Annotated in this window: 6 protein-coding genes; all 6 read left to right on the top strand. The window is 65.1% G+C overall.

Annotation, left to right across the window (positions count from 1 at the left end; genetic code table 11):
* Positions 1-102 precede the first annotated feature (102 nt).
* The 6 genes from THIDRDRAFT_RS11580 to THIDRDRAFT_RS23815 all read left to right on the top strand — a co-directional run bounded on the left by THIDRDRAFT_RS11580 (position 103) and on the right by THIDRDRAFT_RS23815 (position 13,346).
* Complete coding sequence (locus THIDRDRAFT_RS11580) at positions 103-4,077, top strand: YhdP family protein (protein ID WP_159105404.1); 3,975 nt, start codon at positions 103-105, stop codon at positions 4,075-4,077.
* Positions 4,078-4,291: 214 nt separating this feature from the next.
* Positions 4,292-5,122, top strand: a complete 831-nt coding sequence (locus THIDRDRAFT_RS11575; RefSeq protein ID WP_007041034.1) for a carbon-nitrogen hydrolase family protein — start codon at positions 4,292-4,294, stop codon at positions 5,120-5,122.
* A 154-nt stretch (positions 5,123-5,276) separates the two neighbouring features.
* The gene (gene tldD, locus THIDRDRAFT_RS11570; protein WP_007041033.1) at positions 5,277-6,719 is read left to right on the top strand and encodes a metalloprotease TldD; all 1,443 of its coding nucleotides are present in this window, start codon (positions 5,277-5,279) and stop codon (positions 6,717-6,719) included.
* Between the two features lie 132 nt (positions 6,720-6,851).
* Entirely contained in the window at positions 6,852-8,201 is a 1,350-nt protein-coding gene (gene pmbA / locus THIDRDRAFT_RS11565; RefSeq protein ID WP_007041032.1) for a metalloprotease PmbA, read from the top strand.
* A gap of 168 nt (positions 8,202-8,369) precedes the next feature.
* Positions 8,370-9,638, top strand: a complete 1,269-nt coding sequence (serB, locus tag THIDRDRAFT_RS11560; protein ID WP_007041031.1) for a phosphoserine phosphatase SerB — start codon at positions 8,370-8,372, stop codon at positions 9,636-9,638.
* A gap of 264 nt (positions 9,639-9,902) precedes the next feature.
* Positions 9,903-13,346 (top strand): CBS domain-containing protein, encoded by a 3,444-nt coding sequence (locus THIDRDRAFT_RS23815; protein WP_007041030.1) that lies wholly within the window; start codon positions 9,903-9,905, stop codon positions 13,344-13,346.
* Positions 13,347-13,399: the final 53 nt, after the last annotated feature.

The following is a 13,399-nucleotide window of genomic DNA, read 5'->3' as shown; positions in this document are numbered from 1 at the left end:
GCCGTTGTTGTGCACTCGACCTCGCGTCCGTCCGGTTTGCGCTTCCAAATCGATGGGCTCATGCTCAGACCGATTCGACCCCACTCTGATTCGATGCGATTTTTGAAACGCCTTCCGGCCTTCCTTCTGCGATCTGGCGGTATCTTGGCGGTCATTCTGGCTCTGACCCTGACCGTCCTCAATCTCTTGGCGCCGTTGGCGGCGGACTACGCGGACACATTGGCCGGGCATCTGAGCCAGCGTCTCGGCTATCGGGTCAGCATCGGCGGGATGGGACTGAGCTTCTTTGGCGCGAGACCCCGTCTGGTGCTCAAGCAGGTCCGGTTCTCGGATCGCGAAACCAGGGCGGTTGTCCTGAAGCTGCGCGCGATGGAACTGGACCTGGACGCGCTCGACTCGATCCGCGACTCGGTTCCGCGCATCGGTGCCCTGACCCTGGTCGGCGCGCGACTCCGAGTCGAGCGCATGCCGGACGGACGGTTCGAGCTGGCCGGATTCGGTGCCCTGAAGGGCGCCGATCCGAAGGCGCTCGAACGCTTCCTCGACCAGGGTGCCTTGACCCTGGTCGACAGCGAGGTGCTGATCGAAGACGCGGATTCGCATGCCCGTGTCCTGCGTCTGCGTGGGGTCCGCCTCGATCTGCGCAACGCGGGGCAGCGTCATTTCGCCGAGCTTTCGGCCAATCTGGTGCCTCCGCGTCCCCTGGCAGGCACGGCCGTGCGGTCCGATCGCACGGGTCGGCGCGACGATGGCGATCGTTTGCATCTGATCGCGGAGCTGCATGGACCGCCTGCCGATCTTCGCACCTGGAGCGGTCGTCTCTATGTCCGTTTCGACGGGACCGATCTAGGGCGCCTGTTGCCGCCCTCGCTCACGCACGGCTATCGCCTCGATACCGAGCAGGTCTCTCTGGAAAGCTGGTCGCGGATCGGTTCGGGACACCTGGTCCAGTCGCTCGTGCGTGCCGATGTGGCCGGGGCGCTGCTCCACACACCTGTCGGCGACGCATCGCAGAGGTCGCTCGCGGTGGCGCATGCGCGTCTGTTGGCGCGTCTTCAGCGGATCGATGGGGCGTGGCGGCTGCAGCTTTCGGATCTGAATGCCAGGGTCGCCGGAGCCGAGCTTGCGGGCGTCCGAGCGGATCTGGATCTCTCCGACTCCGGCCGTCTGGATCGGTTCGCCGTGTCGGGGGATCGTCTGGATCTCTCCGCCCTGACCGGAATCCTCGGGGCTGGACCTTGGGCGCACTCCAAACCGACTGTCGAGGTGCTTGCCGCGCGTCTGCAGGGGCAGGCGACCGCGCTGAGGGTCCGTGCCGAGCGCGATCTCGTCGGACAGTGGGACTGGAGCGCGTCCGGTTCGGTCCGCGACCTGGCCGTGGAGCAGCATGCGCGTCTGCCCGGCTTCAAGGGGCTGAACGCCGATTTTGCCGCCAACGCTTCCGGCGGCGAACTGCGTTTCGGCTCGCTCGGGCTCGATCTGGACCTGAATCCGCTCTTTACCTTGCCGCTGCATCTGAATGCCGCCAGCGGGCGTTTGGGCTGGCGGCGTTCCCCGAATGGCGATCTCGCCATGTCCGTGCGCACGGCGAGCCTGGAGACCGACGATCTGGCCGGTCGACTGCGGCTCGCGCTCGACATTCCGGCGGACGGGTCGAGTCCCTTCCTGGATCTGCGCGCCAATTTCAGCGGCGACGCCTCCAACGTCCGGCCCTATCTGCCTGCTGGGATCATTCATGAGCATCTGCTCCACTGGCTGGAGCACTCGATCGTCTCGGGGCGGTTGGCGCAGGGCGATGCCAGCTTCCGTGGCAGGCTCGCCGATTTTCCCTTTCGCGCGCATCAGGGACGTTTCGAGCTGTTGCTGGATTTCGAGGATCTGCTGCTCGATTATCAGGACGGCTGGCCGCCGATTCGCTCCGCCGCCGGGCATCTGCGTTTTCTCGATCAAGGGCTGTCGATCCAGGTCGATCGCGGGCGTATCTACGACAGCGCCTTTTCGGCGGGTCGCGCCGAGATCCCCGATCTCTGGGGGCCCCATGTCCTGCCGATTCACGGCGAGGCCGAGGGCCCTTTCGCCGATGCGCGCCGCGTCTTGAACGAGACCCCGCTGGCGTCCGATCTCGGAAATCTCGGCAAGGCGCTGACCGTCAGCGGACAGTCGCATCTGGCGCTCGATATCGACCTGCCCTTGGTCAAGGGTGGCAAGCTGGGGGTGTCCGGCAGCCTGACCTGGCCCGGGCCGGCGACCTTGGACATTGCTGGAAGCCCCATCGCGCTGTCCCGCTTGAAGGGTGTTCTGCGCTTCACCGAGAACAGTCTGAGTGCGGATGATTTGCAGGCATTACTGTGGGGGCGCCGGGTCAAGCTCTCCATCGAGACACGCAGAGCCGGAGACCCCAATCGATCCGCGACCCTGGTCGAGGCGACATCCCGCTCCCAGGTTGCGGATCTGGCTCGACGTTTCCCCTCGCCGCTGTGGCGCGACCTCAGCGGGGAGTTGGCCTGGGATCTGGGCGTGACCCTGCAGAATCGGCACGTCAAACAGGGCGATCTGCCGCTGGACTTCAGGCTCTCGTCAAACCTGCGCGGTCTGGGCATCGATCTTCCCAGTCCGCTGGGCAAGACGGCCAAGCGTGCGCGTGCACTGTCGCTCCAGGGGACCCTCGTGCCGGGCCGCTCGCTCGTGCTGACTGGTGGAACCCCGGAGCTGGCCGCGAATTTCAATCTGGACCTTGAGGGCGGATCGCCTCGGCTGGTTTCGGGGCGTCTGCGTTTCGGGGCCGACCGAGCCCCCCCGTCCGAGACGAACGGTCTCTTCCTGGACGGCACGCTCGGCGAGCTGGATCTCCAGGCTTGGACCAAGGCGCTGACGTCGCGTTTCCCGCCGCGCTCGAAGGGCTCGGAGATCGCCTTGAGCGGCGCGCAGCTACAGATCGAGCGGCTGCGCCTGGGCGATCTGCAGCTTTCGCACCTGTCGCTGGACGCCAATCCGCGCGACGATGGCTGGCACCTCAAACTGGGCTCGGACGCGCTGGATGGACGGGTCGTGGTTCCCGAAACGGGAGCCGGGCAGCCGCTCCTCATTCGGCTGGATCGGCTGGATCTGTCGGCCCTGGTTGACCAGAGCAGCGGAGCGGCGGGATCCGCCAAGCGCACGGACGAGCCGCACCTCTCCGATCTGCCCTCGCTCGATCTTGGGGTGCGCGATCTGCGCTGGCACGGGGCTTCGCTCGGGACCCTGGGGTTGGATCTGCGACGGAACGCGGAGGGCATCGAGTTGCCGAAGCTCAGTCTCGACGGCAAGGGCCTGACGCTGGAGGGCAGCGGAGATTGGCGCTCCTCGGGCGATGGGGGACGCAGCCGGATCGGTCTGGTGTTGAATACGCCCGATCTGGGCGCGCTGCTCAAGACGCTCGATGCACGCAGCAGCCTGGAGGCGGGGCGCAGCTCGGCGCGACTGAGGCTCGACTGGCCTGGTGCCCCGGAGGCGTTCTCGCTGCCCAAGGTCAATGGCGAGATCGATCTGCAGGTTGGAAAAGGGCGTTTCCTGGAGGTCGAACCTGGCGTCGGGCGTATCCTGGGGTTCCTCAATTTCAGTGCGCTCGGAAGGCGTCTGGCGCTCGATTTCTCCGATCTCTACGGTCAGGGGTTTGCCTTCGAGGGGATGCATGGTCGTATCGCACTCGGTGCCGGCAAGGCGCGGTTCGACGATTTCGTGATCGAGGGTCCGGCGGGCACGATCATGGTCGCGGGCCAGTCCGATCTCGCGACTCAAACCTTCGATCAGACCGTGACGGTCGAGCCCAAGCTGGGGTCGAGCGTGGCGCTCGCGAGCGCGGTCGCCGGTGGTCCCGTGGTTGGCGCCGCCGTCTATCTGGTCGATCAGGTCGCAGGCAATCCGATCGATCGTCTGGGACGTTATCGCTATCGGGTGACCGGCCCCTGGGGGGAGCCCGAGCTGAGTCGGATGGGTTGGGAACCGCTCACCGGGATGGGTGGTGCGGCTCCTTCGGATGCGTCCGACGCGAAGTCGGCGCCGGTCAAGGAACGCAATCTCTTTTTGGACGTGGATTGAGGTTGTTGCTGGCCGCACCGTGCCCGCGCGTTTTCGACCGGCCCGCTCTGGTGGTATCGTTGCAACAATTTCGGGACCGATCGGCGCGCGGTGCACGCCGACGGTTCCAACAACGCTGAGTCAACCCTGTCGAGTCTCGGTTGCGTCCTGGAGACGACTGGGCTCGTCGGTCGGGTTCGCTTTGCAGCCCTGTTTGGTCTGGGTGGTGAATGCCATGAAAACGAAATATAAGATGGGCGCGGTTCAGATGGCGACCGGCCCCAATGTCAGTGCCAATTTGTTCGAAGTGGAGCGGTTGATCAAGGAGGCGGCCGACCAAGGGGCGCAATTGGTCGTGCTGCCCGAGAATTTTGCCTTCATGGGCAAGGAAGATCGGGATCAGGTCGCCATCCGCGAGGTCGATGGAGAGGGTCCACTGCAGGAGTTCCTGGCGCGGGTCGCCAAGCAGCTTGGGATCTGGCTGGTCGGTGGGACCATTCCGCTCGTTGCGGAGGATCCCGAGAAGGTGCGCTCCGCCTGCCTGGTCTACGACGCTCGCGGCGAGCGGGTGGCGCGTTACGACAAGATCCATCTGTTCGACGTGAACCTGCCGGGGGTCGACGAGCGTTATCACGAGTCGGCGACCATCGAGGCGGGCAGCGATCCGCTGGTGCTCGACACCCCCTTCGGCCGACTCGGGGTCGCGGTCTGCTACGATCTGCGTTTCCCCGAGATGTTCCGCCAGATGCTTGACGCTGGCATGGAGATCCTGGCCCTGCCCTCCGCCTTCACTGCGATTACCGGCAAGGCCCACTGGGAGACGCTGGTGCGCGCTCGCGCGATCGAGAATCTCGTCTATGTCATCGCAGCGGCTCAGGGCGGTTTCCACGTCAACGGTCGCGAGACCCATGGTCACAGTATGATCGTCGATCCCTGGGGTGCCGTGTTGGCCCAGTTGCCGCGCGGAGCCGGTTGCATCTGCGCTTCGATCGACGAGGAGTTTCAGGATTCCGTTCGCCGCAGCTTCCCCACCATCGACCACCGTCGTTTGAAATGCGGCGGCTGAGTCCGCAAGTCACCAGCCAACAGGCCGAGAGTCCGATTGGCGTGGATACGGCGCGCAAGACCGCCGTTTCGCCCCTTTCATGTGTGCGAGCGCGACCGATCGACTCGGACTCCGGCCCCTTCCGATCACTGACCGAGAGTCGCCAATCCCCATTATGACTGACCCTATCGTCATCGCCCGCGAGAGCATCCTAGAACCGGCCGGACTTCTCGATCGGGATCTCGATCGCCTGCTGGGCACGCTGGCCAGTTCTTCGGTCGACGCCGCCGATATCTATTTTCAATCCAGCCGTTTGCAGTCCTGGGTGCTGGAGGACGGCATCATCAAGGACGGCAACTTCAGCATCGAGCAGGGCGCCGGCTTGCGCGCCATCAGTGGCGAGAAGACCGGGTTCGCCTATTCGGACGAGCTGCAGTTTCCGGCCCTGGCTCAGGCGGCCGAGGCGGCGCGTGCAATCGCTCGCGCCGGTCAGAGCGGCAGTGCCAAGATCGGTCAGGCCCTGGCCGAGCGCCGTCTCTACGAACCGCTCAACCCCATCGCCAGTCTGTCCGATCCGGATAAGGTCGCCTTGCTCCAACGGGTCGATGCCGAGGCGCGTCGGATCGATCCGCGGGTGCGCGAGGTCGTCGCCAGTCTGGTCGCGGTCCAGGACACGGTTCTGGTGCTTGCCGACGACGGGACCTTGGCCGCCGACGTGCGTCCGCTGGTGCGCCTCAGCGTCAACGTCATCGCCGAGGAGGCCGGGCGGCGCGAGCAGGGTTCGAGCGGCGGCGGAGCCCGTGCCGATCTGGGCTATTTCCTAATCGAGGATCGTGCATTGACCTTCGCCCGCGAGGCGGTTCGTCTCGCCCTAACCAACCTGGAGGCTGGGGACGCGCCGGCCGGCGCCATGACCGTTGTGCTCGGGGCCGGTTGGCCCGGCGTGCTGCTGCACGAGGCCATCGGCCACGGGCTCGAAGGCGACTTCAACCGCAAGGGCAGCTCGGCCTTCTCCGGACGGATCGGTCAGCGCGTCGCCGCGCCGGGCGTCACCGTGGTGGACGACGGCACCCTGCCGGGTCGGCGCGGTTCGCTCAACATGGACGACGAGGGTACGGTGACCCAGAACACCGTCCTGATCGAGGACGGTATCCTGCGCGGCTACATGCAGGACAAGCTCAACGCACGGCTCACCGGCACCCGTTCCACCGGCAACGGTCGGCGCGAATCCTATGCCCATCTGCCGATGCCGCGCATGACCAACACCTACATGCTGGCTGGCGAGCGCGATCCAGAGGAGATCATCGCCTCGGTCGACAAGGGGCTCTACGCGGTCAACTTCGGCGGCGGTCAGGTGGATATCACTTCCGGCAAGTTCGTCTTCTCGGCCAGCGAGGCCTATCTGATCGAGAACGGCCGGATCGGCCGCCCGGTCAAGGGTGCGACGCTGATCGGAAACGGTCCGGATGTGCTCACCCGGGTCAGCATGATCGGCAACGATCTCAAGCTCGACGAGGGCGTCGGGACCTGCGGCAAGGAGGGGCAAAGCGTGCCGGTCGGTGTCGGCCAGCCCACGCTGCGCATCGACAGTCTGACCGTCGGTGGAACCAGCCAGTAACGTGCGTTCGATACTCGGCCATCTTTCGGCCGTTGGTTCGCATCGCAGAGCATACCCAACAGGTTATTTGAGCCGGCCAGCAAGTGCCGGCTTCATCATTCAATTTCGTCTATCCGAGGACTCGAACCCGCCATGCCCATCCTGACGACCGAGGACACGGCCGAGCGCCTGACCCGATTGCAAGAGATCATCGAAGACATGCTCAAGGAGGCCAAGCGCCAGGGCGCGAGCGATGCCGAGGCATCGGTCGGCAGCAGCGCCGGGCTGGAAGTGGCGGTGCGGCTCGGCGAGGTGGAGACGGTCGAGCACACCCGCGACAACGGTCTGAGCGTCACCGTCTATTTCGGCCACAGTAAGGGGTCGGCCAGCACCTCCGATCTGAGTCCTGGCGCGATCCGAGACGCCGTGAGTGCGGCCTGCGCCATCGCCGCCCATACCCAGGAGGACCGCTGCGCCCATCTCGCCGAGGCCGAGCTGATGGCGACCGAGGTCCCAGATCTGGATCTCTATCACCCCTGGTCGATCGGGGTGGATGAGGCCATCGAGCTGGCGGTGAGCTGCGAGGATGCCGCCCGCGCCTACGATACGCGTATCGTCAATTCCGAAGGCGCCAGCCTCTCGACCCACTTCGGTATCCATATCGCCGGCAACAGTCGGGGCTTCATCGGCGGCTATCCCACCACCCGGCATGGTCTCAACTGCGCCGTGATCGGACAGGACGGCGACGCGATGCAGCGCGACTTCTGGTGGACTACGGCGCGCTGCGCCGCCGATCTCGATACGGCCCGCTCGGTTGGCGAGAGGGCCGCCGCGCGCACCGTGGCGCGGCTTGGCGGTCGGCGTCTGGACACCCGCGAGGCGCCGGTCATGTTCCGGGCCGAGGTGGCGACCGGGCTGCTGCGCAGTCTGCTGGGAGCGATCAGCGGTAGCAGCATCTATCGTCGCTCCAGCTTTCTGCTCGACCGGCTCGGCGAACGCATCTTCCCCGAGTTCGTCCGTATCCACGAGGAGCCGCATCTGCGGCGCGGTCTCTCCAGTGCGCCATTCGATGGGGATGGCGTCGCGACCCGCGCCAAGGATCTGGTGCGCGACGGCATCCTGCAGACCTATGTGCTCGATACCTATTCGGGTTGTCGGTTGGGCATGCCGACCACCGGCAACGCCGGCGGGGTGCGCAATCTGCGCATCGAGATGGGTGAGCTGGACCGCGCCGGCATGCTGCGCGAGATGGGGACGGGACTGCTGGTCACCGAACTCATGGGGCACGGGGTCAATAACGTCACCGGAGACTATTCGCGTGGGGCCTCCGGCTTCTGGGTCGAGAACGGCGAGATCCAGTACCCGGTCGAGGAGATCACCATCGCGGGCAATCTCAAGGACATGTTCGCCGGGTTGGTCGCGGTCGGTAACGACTGCGACTTCCCCGGAGGCACCCGCACCGGCTCCTGGCTCATCGATCGCATGACCATCGCTGGGGAATAGCACTGGCCGGGTCCTGCCCGATCCTCTCTGGGTTTGGGCCGAGATCCTCCCTCTGTGAGGTCCGTCGCATCGGGTCTTGTGAAACCGCCGAGTGCAACTCGGCGGTTCCAGGCTGGCGCCGAGCGCCTACAATAGGCGCTTTTCGCTGAGTGCAGTCTGATTCCAACGATGAGCGAAATCGTCCTGATCAACGTCACCGGCGAGGACCGGCCCGGTATCATTGCCTCCCTGACCGAGATCCTCGCCCGCTATCACGTCCCCGTCCTCGACATTGGCCAGTCGACCATCCACAACGCCTTGGCGCTCGGCCTGATGGTCGAACTCCCCGCCGCCGGAGCCGACTGCGGCGTCTTCAAGGATCTTCTCTTCTGCGCCCACGGAATGGGGCTCGACATCCGCTTCACCCCGATCGCCGTCGAGGCCTACGAGGACTGGGTCCATGAACAGGGCAGACCGCGCCATATCCTCACGTTGCTCGGACGTGAGATCGACGCGGGACATATCGCCAAGGTGACCGGCGTGGTCGCGGCGCGTGGGCTCAACGTCGATCGTATCGTGCGGCTCACCGGGCGTATCTCGCGGCGCGATCGGCGCGAGCATCCACTGGCCTCCGTGGAACTCTCGGTGCGCGGCGCGGTTGAGAGTCTGGCCGACCTGCACGCGGAGTTCCTGGCACTGGGGCGGGTGATCGACGTGGACGTCTCGGTGCAGGAGGACGACATCTACCGGCGCAACCGACGGCTGGTCTGCTTCGACATGGATTCCACCTTGATCCAGACCGAGGTGATCGACGAACTGGCCGCCGCCGCAGGTGTCGGCGATCAGGTCGCGGCCATCACCGAGTCGGCGATGCGTGGCGAGCTGGATTTCCAGGAGAGTTTTCGCCGTCGCATGGCTCTGCTCAAGGGGCTCGACGAGTCGGTGCTGGCCGGGATCGCCGAGCGTTTGCCGATCACCGAAGGCGCCGATCGACTGATCGCGTCGCTCAAAAGGTTGGGCTATAAGGTTGCCATCCTTTCGGGCGGATTCACCTATTTCGCCGAGCATCTGCAGCGGCGTTTCGGTGTCGACTACGTTTATGCCAACCGGCTCGATTTCCGCGACGGCAAGCTGACCGGCGAGGTCTCGGGTGAGATCATCGACGGTCGGCGCAAGGCGGATCTGCTGAGCGAGATCGCCGAGCGCGAGGGTATCCGGCTCGAACAGGTGATCGCGGTCGGCGACGGTGCGAACGATCTGCCCATGCTCTCCATCGCCGGTCTGGGCATCGCCTTCCACGCCAAGCCCATCGTCACCCGACAGGCGCGTCACTCCATCGCCAACGTGGGCCTCGACGGCATCCTTTATCTGCTCGGCATGCGCGACCGCGACGTGGCGCGGCTCGGATCGGATCGGTGGACCCCTGACGGATGGGGTAGGGCTGTTACGATAGGGTGACGACCTGCGCCGCCATGCTAGGATGCGCCGCAAGAGCGCGAGGGGTTCTTGAGCGCATTCCAGTGACGCCGGGGATGCTCGATCACGGGCAGACTGGACCATTTCACCGTCATCGCATCTGCGGCATCCATCGTTCGGCGTTTCGAGCGGCAGGGGTGGGGCGCCAGTACTGGGGCTTCATTATCTTTATGGGATCCGGCGCAGTGTCCGCCTTTGTCAGACACAGACATCGCGCCCTTTTCTTTTTGCTGTAGGGATTTGCGCATGCTTTCGGTGACCGATCTGACGCTCGCGGATATCATGAATCGGCGGATTCGGCATGTTCCTCCAGACTGCCCATTGGAGGAGGCGGCGAGTCAGATGGCCGTGTCGCGCATCTCGTCGCTTCTGGTGCTGGAGGATGGCCATCCAGTCGGGATCATGACCGAGCGCGATCTGCTGCGTTTCTCGCACCAGCACAGGGATCCGCGAACCCCCGTCTCCGAGCTGATGACCTCCCCGGTCATCACGCTCTCTGAGAAAATATCCTTCCCCGATGCCTATCGCACAGCCCTGGCCCAGCGGGTGCGCCATCTGATCGCGGTCGATGACGCGGGCGATCTGGTCGGGGTCGCCACCGAGACCGATTTCCGGCGCCACCTGGGATTCAGTTTCCTGCGCCGACTCGACGATCTCACCGATGCGATGGACCGCGATCTGCCGCTCCTCTCCCCGGAGGCGCCGCTGGACGATGCCTTGGCGCTCATGATGCAGCGACGCACCTCCTATGCACTGGCGGCGGACGGACGACTGGCGCGCGGTATCCTCACCGAGCGCGATATCCCGCGGCTGCTCGCCTCCGGGATGCTTTATACGGGCCGTCAGCTGTTGCTGCACGAGGTGATGCAGGCGCCGGTCCAGGTCATCGCGCACCACACCTCGGTGACCGAGACCGCTCGGCTGATGCAGGACCTGCAGGTGCGGCATCTCGCGGTCGTCGACGAGGATGGGCTACTGATCGGAATGGTGACGCTGCATCGCTTGATGGAGCGGATCAGTGCGATCCTGCTGCAGAATCACGCCTGGTATCAGGTCGATCGTCCGTCGAACGATACGCCGCTCGCCGAGCATGGCCTCCAGCTCGCGAGCGAGGTATCCGAGATCCTGGCGACCGAGGATCGCTTGCAGGCGATCTTGGATGCCGTTCCGGATCTCGTTTGGCTCAAGGATCCGAACGGGATCTACCTCGCCTGCAATCCGGCCTTCGAGCGGCTCTTTGGGGCTCCGAGGGCGGCCATCATCGGGCGGACCGACTACGAATTCGTCGACCGGGAACTCGCGGACTTCTTTCGCACGAATGATCTCCAGGCGCTGAAATCCAGCGGGCCTCGTCTCAACGAGGAATGGCTGACCTTTGCGACGGATGGCTACCGGGGACTGTTCGAGACCGCCAAGACCCCGATGTTCGATACCTCCGGTCGTCTGATCGGCGTGCTGGGAATCGCTCGCGATATCACCGAGCGCAAGCAGGCTGCGGAGGCATTGGACCGGCATCGCAATGGTCTTGAGGCGCTGGTGCATTCGCGCACGAACGAGCTGGAAGCGGCGAATCGGGCGCTACGTAAGAACGACCGCCGGCTTGAGGTGCTGTTCGAGCTGAGGCAGCTCGCCTTCGATCTGAACGAGGAGGCGTTACTGCAACGGGGCGTCGAAGCTGCGGTCGAGATCTCCGAGAGCCGGATCGGTTATCTGTGCTTCGTCGAGGAGGATCAGGAACGCATCGGTTTGTGCGTCTGGTCGAGCGGTGCCGAGCGGCTGTGCTCGGTGGGCCACGAGATCCCGGATGCGGTCTCTGGGGTGGGCCTTTGGGCGGACGCGGTACGCGACCGACGGCCGGTGTTGCATAACGACTGTCGAGAGATTCCCGACCAAGGCGGATATCCCTTGGGGCAGTGCGATCTGATCCGACATCTCGTCGTTCCGGTGCTGGAGGGCGGGAAGGTGCGCCTGCTGGTCGGGGTCGGCAATAAACCCAACGACTACGAAGCGAGCGACGTTCGGCAGTTGCGGCTCTTCGCCGAGGACCTCTGGCGGATCCGGATGCGCCGACGGGCCGAGATCGCGCTGGCCGAGGCCAAGGAGGCGGCCGAGGTCGCCAATCAGGCCAAGAGCGCCTTCCTGGCCAACATGAGCCATGAGATCCGTACCCCGATGAATGCCATCATCGGGCTCGCCCATCTGCTGGAACGCGAGGTTACGGCGGGGAACCCGCGCGCGCATGTGGCCAAGATCAAGGAGGCAGCCAACCATCTGCTGGACGTCATCAACGACATCCTGGATTTCTCCAAGATCGAGGCGGACCAGCTGGTCCTGGAACGGAGTCGATTTGTTCCCGAGCGTTTGATCGAAGACGCCTGCGCCCTGGTGGCGGATCGCGCCAACGCCAAGGGATTGCGGTTGCTGCGTCGCGTGGCGCCTGAGGTGCCCCAGGCGCTGTGGGGCGACTCGCTGCGGCTCCGACAGATCCTGCTCAACTTTATCAGCAACGCGGTCAAATTCTCTGATTCGGGCGAAATCCTGGTGGAGATCCGTGCCGAAAAGGTTTCGGAGCAGCGCTGCTGGATTCGGCTCTCGGTGCGCGACGAGGGGATCGGCCTGACCGATGACCAGCGCGAGCGGCTCTTCCATGCGTTCGTCCAGGCCGACGATTCGACGACCCGCCGTTTCGGCGGCACGGGTCTGGGGCTGGCTATCTGCAAGCGTCTGGCCTCGCTCATGGGTGGAGACATCGGCGTGGACAGCGAGGTGGGCCGGGGCAGCACCTTTTGGGTGTGCTTGCCGTTCGATTTGGCTAACGAGACTCCGGTCGGGGAGCCGTCCGTTTCCGGATCCGACGGTTCGGTGCCGCCCTCCGATCTGATTCTGGCTCGTCGTCATGCCGGGGCGCGCATTCTGTTGGTTGAGGACGACTTCATCAACCAGGAGGTCGCCTTGGCGCTGCTCAAGAATACCGCCCTGGTGGTCGATGTCGCCGACAACGGCGAGCAGGCGTTGGCCAAGGTACGCGAGGAGAATTACGCCCTGGTTTTGATGGACATGCAGATGCCGGTCATGGATGGGCTCTCCGCGACGCGCGCGATCCGGCGCCTGCCGGATAGGGCCGACCTGCCGATCCTGGCCATGACCGCCAATGCCTTCGACGAGGATCGCCAGCAGTGTCTGGCGGCCGGTATGAACGATCATATCGGCAAGCCCGTCGAGCCGGAACGGCTCTACGCGGCGCTTCTGCGCTGGCTTCCGAGCGGCTCGGGGAGGACCGATGCCGCCTCTGCCTCCAAGACGCCAGCAACGCCTCCTGCGTCGCTGGATGGCGTCGTCATTGCTGGCCTGGACACGGCCCGAGGCTTGGCTTCGGTCGCGGGAAACCAGACCATCTATCTCAAGCTGCTGGGTCGGTTCGTCGCCAACCACGGTGATGACGCGGCCAAGCTGCGCCAGACTCTGGTCGCGGGAGATCCGGCCGAGGCCAGGTTGCTCGCCCATACGCTCAAAGGTGTCGCCGCAACGCTAGGCGCGGAGGCCGTTCGTCAGCGCGCCGCCGAGATCGAGCTGGCACTGCGCGAGGGCGCGGCGCCAGCCGTCATCGACTCCGGCATCATGAATCTGGAGCGCGATCTTCTGGGGCTGATCGAGGCGCTGGCGAATGTCGGGCTCGCCTTAAACGCCTGAACTCTGTGTGGGCGGGTTGCCGCTTCGCCCTGATTCGAGCGTCGCCTCAATAG

The organism is Thiorhodococcus drewsii AZ1, from assembly GCF_000224065.1.
Taxonomy (GTDB): Bacteria; Pseudomonadota; Gammaproteobacteria; order Chromatiales; family Chromatiaceae; genus Imhoffiella; species Imhoffiella drewsii.
This window is presented reverse-complemented; position numbering and strand designations above follow the sequence as displayed.